Origin of the sequence: Buchnera aphidicola (Stegophylla sp.), from assembly GCF_005080785.1 — a bacterium.
In the GTDB taxonomy this organism is placed as follows: domain Bacteria; phylum Pseudomonadota; class Gammaproteobacteria; order Enterobacterales; family Enterobacteriaceae; genus Buchnera_L; species Buchnera_L aphidicola_AQ.
This window is the reverse complement of the sequence record NZ_CP032998.1, coordinates 69,294-86,855: the sequence shown is the minus strand read 5'-3', so window position 1 is coordinate 86,855 and position 17,562 is coordinate 69,294. Positions and strand designations below refer to the sequence as shown.

Here is a 17,562-nt window from a genome sequence, read left to right as displayed (position 1 = left end):
AATCATATAAAATAATAAAATTATTTTTTTTTAGGATTTAATATCATAATCATCTGTCGTCCTTCTATTTTAGAAGGAAACGATTCTAAAATAGAAAATTCAACTAAATCATGTTGAATTCTTTTTAATACTTGAATACCAATATCTTGATGAGCCATTTCTCGACCTCTAAATCGTAATGTAACTTTAACTTTATTACCTTGTTTTAAAAATTTAATTAAATTACGTAATTTAACTTGATAATCACTTTCTTCTGTACCAGGTCGTAATTTAATTTCTTTAATTTGTACAATTTTTTGTTTTTTTTTCTGTTCTTTAAGGTTTTTATTTTTTTTATATAAAAATTTTCCATAATTCATAATACGACACACAGGAGGTTTGGCATGAGGACTAATTTCAACTAAATCAGCTCCTGAAGATTCAGCATATCTCAAAGCTTCTTGAATAGTCATAATTCCAAATAACTCATTATTTATTCCAATTAATCTAATTTTTTTTACTTTTATTTCATTATTAATACGATTTGGTTTAACTAATTGCATACGATTACCAATTTTAATACTTTATTCCCCCATTTGACAAAAACTACGATTTTGAATTTCCAATGTGATATGTTGTATAAAAAAATTTACATCTATTAAATTAATAATTTTTTTATTCCTATTACGAATACTAATTTTATTTAATCTCATTTCTTGATCTCCACAAATCAATATATATGGAATACGTTGAATAGTATATTTACGAATTTTAAAATTCATTTTTTCATTGTCTACATCACATTTGACACGTATACCTAAATGAAAAAATTTTTTTTTAATATTAATAGCATATTGAATATTATGCATGTTAACATTAATAATCATAATCTGTATAGGTGATAACCAAGTAGGCAAAAAACCAGAATATTCTTCTAATAAAATTCCAATAAATCTTTCTATAGAACCTAATATTGCTCTATGGATCATTACTGGAGTTTTATGACAATTATTTTTATCTATATAAAAAGCAGAAAATCTTTCAGATAAATAAAAATCAAGTTGTATTGTACCACATTGCCATAATCGATTTAAACTATCTTCTAGAATAAATTCTATTTTAGGACCATAAAATGCACCTTCACCTTCTTTTACCTTAAAATTAACATGATTAATTAACAATGAATTTTTTAAAGCTAATTCTGATTTATCCCAAATATCATTTTCACCAATTCTGTTTTTTGGTCTAGTGGAAAAATGAACATGTATCTTTTCAAAACCAAACGTTTTATAAACATTAAAAATCATTTTAATACAACTTGTAATTTCTTCTTGAATTTGATCTTCTGTACAAAATATATGTGCATCATCTTGAGTAAAATTACGTAATCTCATTAAACCATGTAACGAACCTGAAGGTTCATTACGGTGACAAGTACCAAATTCTGAAATACGTACTGGAAGATCACGATACGACTTTAAACCACAATTAAAAATTTGTATATGTGCTGGACAATTCATAGGTTTAATAAAATATTCTTTATGTTCTAAAGTAGTAGAAAATATAAAATCTTTAAAATTTTCAACATGACCGCTAATTTCCCATAAAGTTCGATGCATTAAAAGAGGTGTTTTCACTTCTTCATATTTCCACTTAGTTAATTGAAAACGAATAAATTTTTCTAATTCTTTAAAAATGATCCATCCATTATGATGCCAAAATATCATACCTGCAGCTTCTTCTTGTATATGATATAATTCCATTTTTTTATTAATTACACGATGATCTTTATTTTTTATAACCTTTAAATGATTTAAATATTTTAATAATTGACTATGATTTAACCATACCGTTCCATAAATTCGTTGTAACATCTTATTAGACTTATTACCTTCCCAATAAGCTCCAGAACAATTTTGTAATTTAAAATATTTACAAAATTGTATATTTGATACTTGTTCACCTAAACTAATATCTAAATATTTTTCATGATAATAAACATCTATCGTATTATAATCGCTAAAATATTTGCTAATATATTGAACTTTATATATTTCATTTTTTTTTTCAAAAATATTTATTACATCTTTTTTTAAAATTTTTTTATGAATAATACAATATTTTTTTTTAATTAATTTTGTCATTAAGATTTCTAAATCATAAATATCTTTCTTACTAATATTATGTTTTACATCAATATCACAATAGAATCCATTTTTTAAAATATTACCCATACCTATTTTTGAACATGGCCATTTTATTTTACAAGCATAAGATAATAACTGAACACAAGAACGTTGAATAAAACTAATAGATTTTTCATCTTTTATAGTTAAAATAAATATTTTAGAATCTTGAATAATTAAAGTATTAATATTTACGAAACGATCATTCATTATTGCACCAATAGCAATGTGTCCTAATCCCTTTTTAATATCTTCTGCTACTTCGAATATTGAAATCATACTTTTTTGATATACTCGCTTCATTCCATTTAATAAAGTAACAACAAGCATTCCTAATCCTTATATAAAACAATAATACAATATTTAAATATATTATATATAAAAAATTGAATAAATATAAATCTATTTATATTTAAATAATACGATCCAGAAATCGTAAATTTTATAAATTATATATGAATCTCTATCAAGTTATATAATACCAGTCATATCCGACTGGTATAAATATTAAAAACGACTATCAATAGCTTTTGCTAATTGTTCAAGAATTAAAATACTATCTTCCCACCCTAAACATGGATCTGTAATAGATTGACCATATAATAATTGTTCTTTATCCATCATTTTTTGCGAACCTTCTTTTAAAAAACTTTCAATCATTACACCAGCAATATGAGTACAACCATCCATAATTTGTTTACATACTGTTTCTGCAACATTACATTGTAAACGATGTTGTTTTAAACAATTTCCATGGCTAAAATCAATCATTAAATATTCAGGTAAATTAAATTTTTTTAATTTTGATACTGCTAACTGAATATCATTTTCATGATAATTAGGATATCTTCCACCACGCATAATAATATGTCCACAAGGATTTCCACTAGTGTGATTAATAGTCATTTGTCCATCTTTATCTGGAGCTAAAAACAAATGACGCACTCGAGCTGCTCGTATAGCATCTATTGCAATACCAATATTACCATCTGTTCCATTTTTAAATCCTACTGGGCAAGATAATGCAGAAGCCATTTCTCTATGAATTTGACTTTCTGTAGTACGAGCTCCAATTGCTCCCCAACTAATTAAATCAGCAATAAATTGACCAATAACAATGTCTAAAAATTCTGTGGCAGCAGGCATACCTAATTTATTAATATCTAATAATAATTTTCGCGCTACTGACAATCCATGATTAACACGAAAACTATTATTTATATCTGGATCAGAAATTAATCCTTTCCAGCCAACAACAGTACGAGGTTTTTCAAAATATGTTCGCATAACAATTTCTAATCTAGAATAATATTTTTTACGCATTTCATTAAGATAACCAGCATATTCTACCGCTGCATCCGGATCATGTACTGAACATGGACCAATAATTACTAATAAACGTCTATCTTGACCAGTCATAATATTAAAAATATTTTTACGTGTAATAATAATATTATCTATCATTTCTTCATTTAAAGCATGACATTTTGCTAAATCATTAGGAGTAATTAATGGATCAATTCGTATTGTATGTAATCCATCTGTTGTTTTCATCTTATTCTCTAAAATAAATTTATTATATTTACAATTATAATATAATAATTTACACAATCAACAAGCAATATAAACTGATATCATGTGAATTATATTAGAAAATATAAAATAAATAATTATTTTAAAACATCAAAACCAAATAAAAATTTAATTATTTTATTTACCTAAATGCAAATAACATTTTTTGTAATCAATTAGTTTCTTCAAAAATAATAAATTTTAAAATAAAATTTACATGAATATTTTATCAAATTAATATTATAATCCTAAAATAACAATTTAATTTTATATAGATCTAACACTATGAAAAATAAAAAAATATGGAAAGGAATTACTATAACAGATAAAGCAAAAAAACAAATACAATACTTAATAAAAAAAAATAAACATGTTCAATCTATTCAAATTAATATTAAAAAATCTGGATGTGCTGGTTTTCGATACTATCTTTCTTTAATATCTGATACAAAAAAAATATTCACAAAAAAATATTATATATATAATAAATATAACATTATTATACAAATTCCAATCAAATATATGCATATAATAGACGGCACAACAATTGATTTTATTAAAGAAGATGGAATAAATATGAAATTCAAATTTAATAATCCTCATGTTCAACAATTTTGTGGTTGTGGAGAAAGTTTTAATATAAATACAAACAATCAAAAAATCTAATATCACCAACACAATAAAAAGTGATTTTTTTTTCCTCTAGTAATCAAAGTAAATTTTCCAAACAATTTATCTGAATAACAAAATACATATTTTGGGTTTGTTTCTTTTCTATTATTAATACGAATAGCATTAGAAATAATCAATTGATACGCATGATTACGAGAAGAAGATAATTTTGTATTCACTAAAACTTGACGTAAATCTTCTTCCCCGTTTAAAATAAGAGACGGAATCCCGTCTTTTTTAAGTTGATAAAAATCTAATTTAGTTAATTTATTACAATTTCCATAAAACAAAATATTAGTAATCCTTTTCGCTGATTTTAATTCTTCTTTACCATGCACTATACGCGTTACAGCATCCGCAAGAATAGATTTTAAATAAAAAAAATCACTTTTTATATTATTATTTTTTTGTATTTGGTTAATTTTTGAAATACTTAAAAAAGTAAATAATTTTAAAAAATCAATAATCTTATCATCTTCAACATTTAACCAAAATTGATAAAATTTATACGACGTAGTTTTTTCACTATCTAACCAAATACTCTCATTTTTTTCTGTTTTACCAAACTTCATTCCATTCGATTGAGTCAATAATGGAATAGTTAATCCAAAAACTTGTTCATGACATACACGACGTATTAATTCAATCCCAGATGAAATATTACCCCATTGATCAGAACCTCCAATTTGTAAAATTACATGATATTTTTTATATAATTTTAAAAAATCATACGATTGCAATAAATTATAAGAAAATTCTGTAAATGATATTCCTTGTTCTATCCTATTAATTCTATTTTTCACAGATTTTCTATTTATCATTTTATTTACTGAAAAATACTTTCCAATATCACGAAGAAATGAAATAATATTTATTTTTTTAAACCAATCATAATTATTGACAATTAAAGGAGAAAAAACACCTAAATTTTGAAATAAATAAAATATTTGATTTTTAATTTTCGTATTCCAACATATTACCTTTTCAGAAATATTAAATTCTCTTTCTTGATTTTTAAAACTTGGATCACCAATGAGACCTGTAGCACCCCCAAGCAAAACAATAATATTATGATTATATTTTTGAAACCATTTTAAACAAAACAAAGGTACAAGATGTCCAATATGTAAACTATCAGAAGTTGGATCAAAACCACAATACAATGTAATAACATTATGATTGATTATTTTTTCTAAACCATCAATATTACTAATTTTTGAAATAAAACCTCTAAATTTTAACTCATCAAACAAGTTTAAACAAACCATAAAATTTTTTAAACCTTATATAATTGTATATCATTATATAATGATACAATAATAAATAAATATAATCATTCATAATTAATATAATAAAATTTATATAAAAATGATTATAATTATTATCTATAAAATACCTTATTTATAAAAACACATTTTATCAAAAAATATTTAATGTATAATATGATTAAAATTCAGTTTTTCTAATCTATCAATAATTATCTGAGTATAATAATCTACTTCAATATTTACGATATCTCCTATAACTTTCATTGAAATATTAGTATTACATAAAGTTTCAGGAATGAAACATACACAAAAAATATTATTTTTTATATCACTCACTGTTAAACTAATTCCATCAATTGCAATAAAACCTTTTAAAAAAATATATTTCTTCCATACATCCTGAACTTGAAAAAAAATTTTTCTATTATTATTAGTATGAATAATATTACAAATTTTTGCAGTACCAATAATATGACCTGTTAATAAATGACCACCCACCTCATCTCCAAATTTTAATGATCTCTCAACATTAATTTTTGATCCAACACTCAATAAAGACAAATTTGTTTTGATTAACGTTTCCTGAATAACATCAAAATAAACATGATGATTATGAATTTTCGTTACAGTTAAACAACAACCATTATTTGATACAGAAGCACCAATATTTAAATTTAATGTTAAATAATTGGGAAATTTCATATTATATGTAAAAAATTGGTACTTTTTTTTTATAGATGAAACAATAGCTATTCCTTGTATAATACCAGTAAACATAATTATATCCAAATTTAAAATTAATAGACACACAATATAATATAATATATAATAAAAAATATATGAAATAAAGAAAACTAATCTTACATAAATAATATTTTTTTGTATATAATAGATATATTGAAACTTGCGTTCGTAACTCAGTTGGTTAGAGTGTCACTATGACATAGTGAAAGTCAGTGGTTCAAATCCACTCGAACGCAATAAAAAATAAAATAATTTTTATATAATATAAATAAAGGATATAATAAAATATTGATCACAGAATTTATCAATTTAATCAATAAAAACCAATCTATATTATTATCTTATAGCGGAGGATTGGATTCAACTGTATTATTGTACCAACTAGTTCAATGGAAAAAAAAATACCCAAATTTAAAATTAAGAGCTATTCACATTGATCATCAAATCAATATTAAATCATACCACTGGAGTAAACATTGTCAAAAAATATGTAAAATAATCAATATTCCACTAATCATTAAACAAATTACTATACCAAATACAAATAACTTTCAAGAAAACGCAAGAAAAATCCGATATAAAATAATTATAAACCACATGAATAAAAATGAAATATTACTCACAGCACATCATTTAGATGACCAATGTGAAACACTATTCTTATCCTTAAAACGTGGTAGTGGTTTATCTGGTTTATCTGGTATATCATACGTAAAAAAAATAGATGAAAATAAAACTCTTTTTAGACCATTATTAAGATATAAAAAAAAACAATTGTATCAATGGGCAATATCCAATAATCTTGATTGGATTGAAGATAACAGTAATTTTAACAATAAATATGATCGTAATTTTATCAGAAACAAAATTATAAAAAATATAGAAAAAAAATGGCCATTTTTTCAAAAAAATTGTTATAAAAGCATGCAAATCTTTTATATACAAGAAAAATCTTTAAACCAATTTTTAGATAATACATTATTAAAACATCTAGTATTCAAGAATATACTTAATATACAAAATCTTCAAACTATTCAACAAGAAACACAGATTTTACTAATACGAAGATGGATACAAAAATATAAAAAAATAATACCAACATATTTACAAATCCAAAATATTTATTATTACTTAATGCAATATCATCAAAAATATACAAAATTTACAATACCATTTAAAAATTTCAAAATATCTCGATACAAAAATATGATTTTTCAAATTGATAAACACAAATCTATAAAAAAAAAGATAATTTTTTGGCATAATTATACACGACCATTACAATTACCTGAACAATTAGGTCAAATTATACAAAACAAATATGGTACAAAAATTCCAAAACCTAAAAAAAATGACTTAGTAAATATTAGATTTCAAACAAATAAAAAAATCATAATTTTTCAAAATTATAAAACACCAATTAAAAATATATGGCAATATCATAATATACCTCCATGGAATCGTAATCGTATACCACTATTATTTTACAATGATACGTTAATTTATATTATCGGAATTCTATTAATTGACCACCCCAAAAAAAATAATAATTATAAATCCTGGAATATATCATGGATTAACAACATTAATCAACATTAAAAAAATTTTTTTATAACATTTAATTCAATTTTATTATATAATGGATAAAATAAATTAATACGATGTCCTAACAAAGGTTTATGAATATCACTCCAACATAACTTTTTCATCAAAAATAATTCAGTTTTTTTTGCTAAATCTGGTAAAATAGGTTTAATAAAAATCATAATAACATAAAATAACTGTACACCCATTGAACAAACATTATGTAATTTAACATAATTATCTATTACTGACATTCTCCATGGTTTCTGATTATCTATATATTGATTAGCTAAATTTGACAACTTAACAAGATGTTTAATAACTAAATTAAATTCCCTCTTTTTAAAAAAACTACTAATCATTTTTGAAGAATCAATAAATATTTGATATAACTGTTTATCATCCAACTCTAATGATAAAATATTATCAAAATAATTCTTTAAAAAACTAGAACTTCGTGATGCTAAATTAACTATTTTATTCACAAGATCAGAATTAATCTTATTTATTAACTCTTGAAAATTAATTTCAATATCGTCAATATTAGAAGATAATTTAGAAGCATAATAATATCGAAGACTATCAGAACCTAAATATTGAAACCATTTTTTTACTAAAATTAAAGAACTACGAGATTTAGATAATTTTGTTCCATTCCAAGTAACATAACCATGAACAAATATTTTATTAGGTTTTCTAAAATTTACAGCTTCTAAAATAGCAGGCCAAAATAAAGTATGAAAATAAATAATATCTTTCCCAATGAAATGATATAATTTTATTTGAGAATCTATATTCCAAAATTCATAAAAATCTAAAAAATTACTTTTATCACATAATTCTTTAAATGTACTAATATAACAAATAATTGCATCTAACCATACATAAAAATATTTTTCATGAGTATTAGGAATTTTAAAACCAAAATACGGAGCATCTCTAGAAATATTCCATTGTTTTAATCCTAAATTAAACCATTCTTTTGTTTTATTTAATATCTGTTTCTGTAAAACACCTGAATTGATCCAAACATGTAAGCTTTGTTTAAATCGATTTAAATTAAAAAATAAATGATTAGAACTACGTATAATAGGTACAGTGCCAGAAAGATTAGATAATGGACGAATTAACTCGATTGCTTTATAAATAGAACCACATGATTCACAATTATCACCATATTGATTATTCACATAACAAATTGGACAAATACCTTTAACAAATCGATCGGGTAAAAATATCTTTTCTTTAACATCATACAATTGTAAAATATTTTTTTGTTTAATTAATTGTTTCAATTGTAAAGTATAATATATTTTTTTTACAAAATACTTATTTTTATTACTATGTGTAGAAGAATAATAATCATATAAAATATTAAAAGACTTTAAATCATTTTTATGTTCCTGAAAAAAAGTATTAATTAATTGTTTTGGAGTAATAGACATTTTTTTTGCTTGAATCATAATTGCTGTACCATGAGCATCATCAGAACAAATAAACCATACTTGATGACCTAACATACGTTGATGACGTACCCATATATCTGCTTGAATATGTTCGAACATGTGTCCAATATGCATTGATCCATTAGCATATGGTAATGCGCAAGTAACCAAAAATTTCTTCTTCATAAAATATTAATCTATTAATTAAAATATCATATTAAAAATATATTATATATTTATAATAGAATAAATATTTTTGTAAAAAAAAAAAAAAAATAATAAAAAAATTATAACGATACATTTTCAATGCTATTAAAATATATTGCATCATTACAACAATAATATATCTAATAAATAAAATACATCTATTAATAAGATGACCAATTAGTATGAAAAACACCATCTTGATCATATCTTTTATAAGTATGTGCTCCAAAATAATCTCTTTGTGCTTGAATTAAATTAGCAGAAGAAAATGATGTACGATAACTATCATAATATGAAATAGCAGATGAAAAAACAGGAATAGCAACCCCATACTGTATAGAATCAGATACTACTTGACGTAATGTATTTTGATACTTATTAGCTAATTCTTGAAAATATGGTGATAATAATAAATTCATTGTAGTATTATCATATTTATATGCTTCAACAATTTTATTTAAAAACCGAGCCTGAATAATACATCCTGAACGAAAAATTTTAGCAATATTACTATATTTTAAATTCCAATGATATTTTTGAGAAGCATGACTTAATTGTGAAAAACCTTGTGAATACGAAATAATCTTCCCTAAATATAATGATTGTCGAATTTTTTCAATAAATTCCGACTGATTATGAATAATACAATGATTTCTTGGACCTAATAATATATTAGAAGCTAATATCCTTTGTAATTTTAAAACAGATATATATCGTGAAAAAACAGACATAGTAATTAAAGTCAATGGTTCATGTAATTCTAATGCTTCCTTACAAGCCCATTCACCCGTTCCCTTAGTATCTGCTTGATCTAAAATACAATCTATTAAATCATTACCATTACTATCTTTTTTTTTTAAAATATTTTTAGTAATTTTAATTAAATAACTATTTAACTCACCTTGATTCCATTGAGAAAATATATCAGAAATATCTTGATTACTTAAATTTAAAATATGTCGTAACATTGAATAAGATTCTGCAATTAACTGCATATCAGCATACTCAATACCGTTATGTACCATTTTCACATAATGACCAGAACCATCCGGACCAATATATGAAATACATGATTCATTACCAATTTTTGCTGCGATGGATTTTAAGATAGGTTTAATAAAATTATAAGCAGACTTATTCCCTCCAGGCATAATAGATGGTCCATATAATGCGCCATATTCACCACCTGAAATTCCTGCACCAATAAAATTAACATTATATTTTAACAAATTATAATATCTACGAATAGTATCTTTATAAAATGAATTACCACCATCAATAATAATATCACCAGAAGAAAGATAAGAAAGCAATTTTAATATTATATTGTCTGTTGCTTTTCCTGATTGTACCATTAATAAAATACATCTAGGTTTTTTTAAAGAATTAACAAAACCACTAATTGAAAAAAACGGCAATATTGTTTTATTATCAAAATTTTTAATTATATATTCTGTTTTCTGAGGAGTACGATTAAATATAGAAACTGTATAACCATGACTGGCAATATTTAACGTTAAATTACGACCCATCACGGCCATCCCTATAACTCCAATATCATTCTTGAACATTTTTTATAACTCCAATATATCAGAATTAATATTATAAAAACTATAAATTATATATAAAATTTATATTATTTCAAACCATAATAATACATTTATTTACATTGTATAAAATTTAATAAAAATTTCAATATTATAAAAATAATAATAAATTAATATAATTAATCATTTTTTCTTCGGATATTTAAATTACTAATAAGACAATTAAAATTTAAATTATGATTATGCAATAATACTAATAAATGATAAACAAGATCAGAAGATTCATTAATACAATCTTTTATATTATTATTTAAAAATGAAATTAATGTTTCAACAGCCTCTTCACCAACTTTTTGAGCAATTTTATTTATACCCTGTTTATGTAACTGAGTAGTATATGTAATATTATGATCTAAATATTTTTTATCTCGAACAATTTTATCTAAATAAAAAAAAATAGTAGAATATGTTTTTACACCTATAAAACAACTATTTCGTTTTAAATGACAAGTCATATTAAGAGAATTAACTAGTATTAACAAAACATCACAATCACAATCAGTATTAATTGTTAACACATGTAAAAAATGTCCTGATCTTTCACCTTTTACCCATAATTGTTCTTGTTTTCTTGAATAAAATGTCACGATTCTATTTTTTTGAGTTAAATATAAAGCTTTCTTATTCATACAACCATGCATTAAAATTTCACCAGAAATAAAATTTTGTATTATACAAGGCAACAACCCTGTAATTTTATTCCAATGAATACTTAATGATTGATAATTATTTAACATAATCGAATATTTATCTCCATATTCATTAAAAAATTTTTCAACTTTTTAATATTAAACATATTTTGATGAAATACAGATGCTGCTAACGAACCATCAACATTTGAAAATCTAAAAACATTATAAAAATCATACATAGTACCTGCTCCTCCAGACGCTATTAATGGCACAGAACAAACGTTTTTCATCTTTCTTAATTGTTTAATATCATATCCATAACACATACCATCTTGATTCATCATATTTAATACAACTTCTCCAGCACCTCGTTTTTGTACTTCTTGTATCCAAGAAATAGTTTTTAACTCAGTTTTTCTTATCATATTATGATCACCTGTATATTGATACACATAATAACAATCATTTTTTTTGTCATACCATGAATCGATACCTACTACAATACATTGTGTTCCAAAACGATCAGCAATACGAGTAATTAAATTAGGATCATTAATCGCAGGAGAATTAATTGACACTTTATCTGCACCAAATGATAAAATAGTACTCACATCTTTAAGATTCTTAATACCACCCGCTACACAAAATGGAATATCTATTACTTCGGCAACTTTATATATCCATGATTTATCAACTAATCTATTATCTACAGATGCAGTAATATCGTAAAAAACCAATTCATCAGCTCCATCCATAGCATATTTTTTCGATAAAGATATAATATCACCAACAATCTGATGATTACGAAATTGTATTCCTTTAACTACTTGATCATTCCTAACATCTAAACATGGGATAATTCGTTTTGCCAACATTGCATTGCCTCTACTATAGTAAATCTCTTTTCTAATAAACTTCGTCCAATAATAATATTATCTACTTTAGTATTTTTCAATCTTGTAATATCATCAATAGTACTAATACCACCAGAAGCTTGAAAATGAATACAAGGAAATTTATCTACTATTTCTTGATATAAATTTAAATTAGGGCCTAACAAAGTTCCATCACACGAAATATCTGTACATAAAACATGTTTTATATTAAAAGATAACAATTTTTTTAAAATTGATTCTAACTCTATATGAGTATTTTTTTTCCATCCATTAGTAAAAATTATTTTTTTATTATTCTTCATAATACGTACATCTAATGCTGCTACAATAAAATCATTACCATATAAATCAATCCATTTTCGAATTTCATGTATTTTATCAATAATAGCAGACCCTATTACTATTCTCTGGACACCTAAAGAAGAAAAATATTCTATATCATGGATATTACGAATACCTCCTCCTATTTGTATATAATTCTTAAATTTATTTATAATCTTCAAAAAAGTTTTTTTTTGCCTATTTTTAGGATTATTCGCACCATCCAAATCAACGATATGAATAATATTAATACCTAAAGAAACATAATATTTTAATAAATTGCTTAGTTTATAATTATAATATTGTAATAAATTATAATTACCTTGATATAATCGAACAATTTTATCATTCAGAATATCTAAAGCTGGAATAATCATAATATTAATTCTCTAAGAAATTTAACAATAACCTTGAACCTACTACACCAGATTTTTCTGGATGAAATTGAACACCTATAAAATTATTTTTTTGCACTATCGAACTAAAATAAAAACCATAATATGTTTCTGCAATAGTATATTTATTAATAGCAATAGAATAACTATGATTAAAATAAAACCATGATTTTGATTGAATACCTGTAAATAAATAATGTTTTTTACAAAATATCACCTGATTCCATCCAGTATGAGGTAATGGTAATGTATCTACATTTAATAATGACACATATGTATTCATAATACCTATCATTTTTATTCCACAAGATTCTTCACTAAATGTAGATAACAATTGCATACCTAAACATATCCCTAAAACAGGACACAATAAATGTTTAATAACATTAACCAATTTTTTTAATTTTAATTGTTTCATAATTGCTTTAGAGCTACCAACTCCTGGAATTAATAACTTATCAGCATTGACAATTTTATCCAAATCATCTGTAACTATTGGGTTATATCCTAATTTTTGAATTGATAATTTAACAGATAATAAATTAGCACAATTCGTATCTAATATTACTATATTCATTTTACAAAACACCTTTTGAAGTCGGTAATTGTATACTGGTAATATTAATAGCTTTTCGTAAAGCACGTCCAAAAGATTTAAATAAACTTTCAATTTGATGATGATCATTCGTACCAGTGCTTACTAAATGAATAGTACTTTTCATAGAACATGATAAAGATCTAAAAAAATGTTCCACCATATCTGTATTTAAATCCCCTACAAACTGACGATTGAATTTACCTATAAATTTTAAATATGATCGTCCTGATAAATCTAAAAGACAATATCCTACACTTTCATCCATAGGAACATAATACCCAAATCTATTAATTCCTAATTTATTACCTAAAGATTGACGAATTGCATTACCCAAAACAATACCAAGATCTTCAATAATATGATGATCATCAATATGAATATCACCGTCAACATATATATGCACAATAATATTTGCATGAATTGCAATTTGCTCTAACATATGATTTAAAAAATTAATTCCAGTATCAATTTTATTTTTCCCTAATTTATCTAACCATAATTCAACAATAATTTTTGTTTCTCGAGTATTTCGAAAAACTTTTATATATCTATTTTTATTACATAAAATATTGTAAATATCATTCCAATTCAATTGTTTTCTTTGATATAATATTCCCTGAATACCTAAATTTTTGGCTAAATAAATATCTGTAATACGATCTCCAATTACATAACTATGATTTTTATCAAATGTATTATGAACAATCCACGGAGTCAACAAACCAGTATTAGGTTTACGACAAAAACAAAAATCATTATATACATGTGGACAAATTAATATATAATCAAACATCACACCTTGTGAAAAAAATACATCTAACATAAATTTATGAGGAATAATAAATGTACTATACGGAAAAGTAGCAGTATAAAGACCATCTTGATTACTAATCATTACTAATTTAAAATTTAATTGTATTAATTTTTTTAATACAACAATAACATTAGGTTCAAATACTAATTTATCTATTCGATCAACTTGTAAATTATCAGACGGTTCTTCAATCAATGTTCCATCACGATCAATAAATAATATTTTGTCTTGCACAAAAAAAATCCTTCTTTAATAAACTGACTTATTATATTCTCAATTATATATTCTTTTTAATACTTGTATTAAATGAAAACACTCTTGTTTAGTTCCAATAGATATACGAATACATTGATTTAATCCATATTCATGATCTTGATTCCTAACAATAATACCTTTATCCCATAATGTTTTAAATATATTAAGAGAAGAAAAAAATTTAACTAATATAAAATTTGATTTACTCTCAAAAATTTTCTTTACTATATGTAATTTACTTAACTGATCTAACAACCATAACTTATTTTGATTTAAAACAAATACTTTTTTATACATAACATGAATATATTTATGACTTAAAGCTTGAGATGCTATATCTATAACAGGAGAAGCTAAAGGATACGGAGTGATTACTTTACGTAATAAACCAATAACATCACTATGTGCTAAAGTAAAACCACACCTAAGTCCTGCTAAACCAAAAGATTTAGATAATGTTCTTAAAATAACCAAATGAGAAAATTCTAACAATAAATGTGATAAATTATATTCATAACAAAATTCAATATATGCTTCATCTATAACAACTAAACATTTATGTGTAGTTATTTGTAATAAACGAATAATATCAAATTTATTAATTATATGACCAGTAGGATTATTCGGTCTACAAATATATATTAATTTTACATTGTTTAAATGTAACTTAATATTTAATATATCTAATTTTTTATCAAATAAAATAGGTATTTGCTTATTATTAACACCATAAATTTCTGCAATTTTAGAATACATAGAATATGTAGGAGGAAAAGTAATAATATTATCCTTTTTAGGAGAACAAAACGTTTTAATTAATAATTCAATTGCTTCATCAGAACCTCTAGTAACTAAAATATTTTTATCAGGAATTTGAGAATATTTTGAATATTTTAAAATTAAACTTTTAGGTTGACATTCAGGATAACGATTAAAACAAAAATTACGTAAATTAAAAAATAATCCTATCGGACATTCATTAGCATTTAACCAAATATCTCCTATACCTCCAATTTTTCTCGCTGATTGATATTCTTGAAATAACAAAATATTTTTACGAGATAAATTTTTAATACTAATCTTCATAACGATTCTTAATAAAATTCATACGTTGTATTATAGCATTACTATGTGCATCCATTTTCTCAACCATAGATAAACACATGACAGCATGAGAAACACTTTTTAAACCAACAGATGTTAATTCTTGTACACTAATACGTTTTTGAAAATCTAACACACTTAATCCAGATGAAACAATAGCACTACCATATGTTGGTAATACATGATTAGGTCCAGAAATATAATCTCCTACTGCTTCTGGAGACCAATGACCTAAAAAAATTGATCCAGCATTCAACACCTTACTCAGTATGTACCGAGAATTCTCTGTCTGAATACTTAAATGCTCCGGTGCATAAGAATTTGATATACCAATACAATCTATTAAGTTATTTGTAACAATAAATCGACTATTTTCTAATGCACTCAAAATAATAGATTTCCTAGATAAATTTAATATTTGCTTATTCATTTCCGTTAATACTTTTTCTGCTATCATATGATTACAAGTTAATAACATTACCTGAGTATCATACCCATGCTCCAATTGAGATAGTAAATCAGAAGCAATAAAAATAGGATTAGCAGAATGATCTGCAATAACTACTAATTCCGATGGACCTGCAGTCATATCAATAGACAAATCTGTTAATAATTGATTTAACTGTAACTTAGCTTCTGTAACATATACATTCCCTGGACCAAAAATTTTATTAACTTTAGGAATTGTTTCTGTTCCAAAAGCAAGAGCAGCAATTGATTGTGCACCACCAATTTCAAATATATTGTTAATACCACACATTTTAGCAACATATAATATTTCATTCACAATAGGTGGAGGAGAACATAATATAATATTTTTACAACCTGCAATAACAGCTGGTATAGATAACATTAAAACAGTAGAAAACAAAGGAGATACTCCACCAGGAACATATAACCCAATTGATTCAATAGGTAAAACAATTTGTTGACAACGTATTCCTGTCTGAATATTGATATCTATCATATTCATATTTTGTTTAGAATGAAATTTATAAATATTTTTAAACGATAATAATACTGATTTTTTAAATTCTTCATCTACTAAAAATTCTGATTTATTAATTCTATCCTGAGAAACTTTAAAACTATCCAACTGAACATTATCAAATTTATTAGTATATTTCTGTAATGCTTCATCTCGTAAATTACGTACATCTGATATAATGTCTTTCACTACTTGTTTAACATGATTACGTTGTATATTTGGTCGAAGCAACATATTTTTTTGTTGTATACTATTTAAATCATTCCAGTAAATTATTTTATTTTCTAATAACATC

16 protein-coding genes and 1 tRNA gene are annotated in these 17,562 nt (G+C 23.9%); 3 read left to right on the top strand and 14 right to left on the bottom strand.

Annotated elements, in window-relative coordinates; genetic code table 11:
• Positions 1-20: 20 nt before the first annotated feature.
• The 3 genes from infC to D9V79_RS00395 all read right to left on the bottom strand — a co-directional run bounded on the left by infC (position 21) and on the right by D9V79_RS00395 (position 3,719).
• Positions 21-560, bottom strand: coding sequence for a translation initiation factor IF-3 (gene infC, locus D9V79_RS00405; RefSeq protein ID WP_158351607.1), 540 nt, complete (start codon positions 558-560; stop codon positions 21-23).
• Positions 561-563: 3 nt separating this feature from the next.
• Positions 564-2,495 carry a threonine--tRNA ligase gene (thrS, locus tag D9V79_RS00400; RefSeq protein ID WP_158351605.1) on the bottom strand — a complete coding sequence of 644 codons (1,932 nt, stop codon included), beginning with the start codon at positions 2,493-2,495 and terminating at the stop codon, positions 564-566.
• Positions 2,496-2,672: 177 nt separating this feature from the next.
• Positions 2,673-3,719 (bottom strand): 3-deoxy-7-phosphoheptulonate synthase, encoded by a 1,047-nt coding sequence (locus D9V79_RS00395; protein WP_158351604.1) that lies wholly within the window; start codon positions 3,717-3,719, stop codon positions 2,673-2,675.
• 303 nt (positions 3,720-4,022) lie between these two features.
• On the opposite strand from D9V79_RS00395, the gene D9V79_RS00390 reads away from it, so the two are divergent.
• Positions 4,023-4,403, top strand: a complete 381-nt coding sequence (locus tag D9V79_RS00390; protein ID WP_158351603.1) for an iron-sulfur cluster assembly accessory protein — start codon at positions 4,023-4,025, stop codon at positions 4,401-4,403.
• 2 nt (positions 4,404-4,405) lie between these two features.
• Here D9V79_RS00390 and tyrS read toward each other — a convergent pair whose 3' ends face one another.
• Together tyrS and D9V79_RS00380 are read right to left on the bottom strand one after the other, a co-directional pair.
• On the bottom strand, positions 4,406-5,677 hold the full coding sequence (gene tyrS / locus D9V79_RS00385; RefSeq protein WP_158351602.1) for a tyrosine--tRNA ligase: 1,272 nt from the start codon (positions 5,675-5,677) through the stop codon (positions 4,406-4,408).
• 162 nt (positions 5,678-5,839) lie between these two features.
• A complete protein-coding gene (locus D9V79_RS00380; RefSeq protein ID WP_158351601.1) occupies positions 5,840-6,454 on the bottom strand; it encodes a riboflavin synthase subunit alpha in 615 nt (204 codons plus the stop codon).
• A gap of 129 nt (positions 6,455-6,583) precedes the next feature.
• Here D9V79_RS00380 and D9V79_RS00375 point away from each other — a divergent pair.
• A tRNA-Val gene (locus D9V79_RS00375) sits at positions 6,584-6,657 on the top strand.
• Positions 6,658-6,709: 52 nt separating this feature from the next.
• Positions 6,710-8,020, top strand: a complete 1,311-nt coding sequence (tilS, locus tag D9V79_RS00370; protein WP_158351600.1) for a tRNA lysidine(34) synthetase TilS — start codon at positions 6,710-6,712, stop codon at positions 8,018-8,020.
• On the opposite strand, the gene metG is transcribed toward tilS, so the two are convergent.
• The 9 genes from metG to hisD all read right to left on the bottom strand — a co-directional run bounded on the left by metG (position 8,017) and on the right by hisD (position 17,561).
• Positions 8,017-9,636: a methionine--tRNA ligase gene (metG, locus tag D9V79_RS00365; RefSeq protein WP_158351599.1), complete on the bottom strand. Its 1,620-nt coding sequence runs from the start codon at positions 9,634-9,636 to the stop codon at positions 8,017-8,019. The genes tilS and metG overlap by 4 nt on opposite strands.
• A gap of 182 nt (positions 9,637-9,818) precedes the next feature.
• The gene (gnd, locus tag D9V79_RS00360; RefSeq protein ID WP_158351598.1) at positions 9,819-11,228 is read right to left on the bottom strand and encodes a decarboxylating NADP(+)-dependent phosphogluconate dehydrogenase; all 1,410 of its coding nucleotides are present in this window, start codon (positions 11,226-11,228) and stop codon (positions 9,819-9,821) included.
• Positions 11,229-11,383: 155 nt separating this feature from the next.
• The gene (gene hisIE, locus D9V79_RS00355; protein WP_158351597.1) at positions 11,384-12,001 is read right to left on the bottom strand and encodes a bifunctional phosphoribosyl-AMP cyclohydrolase/phosphoribosyl-ATP diphosphatase HisIE; all 618 of its coding nucleotides are present in this window, start codon (positions 11,999-12,001) and stop codon (positions 11,384-11,386) included.
• Positions 11,995-12,771 carry an imidazole glycerol phosphate synthase subunit HisF gene (gene hisF / locus D9V79_RS00350; protein ID WP_158351596.1) on the bottom strand — a complete coding sequence of 259 codons (777 nt, stop codon included), beginning with the start codon at positions 12,769-12,771 and terminating at the stop codon, positions 11,995-11,997. Before hisF ends, hisIE begins: the two co-directional genes overlap by 7 nt.
• Positions 12,741-13,490, bottom strand: a complete 750-nt coding sequence (locus tag D9V79_RS00345) for a 1-(5-phosphoribosyl)-5-[(5-phosphoribosylamino)methylideneamino] imidazole-4-carboxamide isomerase (protein WP_158351595.1) — start codon at positions 13,488-13,490, stop codon at positions 12,741-12,743. Before D9V79_RS00345 ends, hisF begins: the two co-directional genes overlap by 31 nt.
• A 4-nt stretch (positions 13,491-13,494) precedes the next feature.
• Complete coding sequence (gene hisH, locus D9V79_RS00340) at positions 13,495-14,085, bottom strand: imidazole glycerol phosphate synthase subunit HisH (protein ID WP_158351593.1); 591 nt, start codon at positions 14,083-14,085, stop codon at positions 13,495-13,497.
• Position 14,086: 1 nt separating this feature from the next.
• Positions 14,087-15,154: a bifunctional histidinol-phosphatase/imidazoleglycerol-phosphate dehydratase HisB gene (hisB, locus tag D9V79_RS00335; RefSeq protein WP_158351591.1), complete on the bottom strand. Its 1,068-nt coding sequence runs from the start codon at positions 15,152-15,154 to the stop codon at positions 14,087-14,089.
• A gap of 39 nt (positions 15,155-15,193) precedes the next feature.
• Positions 15,194-16,261, bottom strand: coding sequence for a histidinol-phosphate transaminase (gene hisC, locus D9V79_RS00330; RefSeq protein ID WP_158351589.1), 1,068 nt, complete (start codon positions 16,259-16,261; stop codon positions 15,194-15,196).
• On the bottom strand, positions 16,251-17,561 hold the full coding sequence (gene hisD, locus D9V79_RS00325) for a histidinol dehydrogenase (protein WP_158351587.1): 1,311 nt from the start codon (positions 17,559-17,561) through the stop codon (positions 16,251-16,253). Before hisD ends, hisC begins: the two co-directional genes overlap by 11 nt.
• Between the last annotated feature and the right edge of the window lies 1 nt (position 17,562).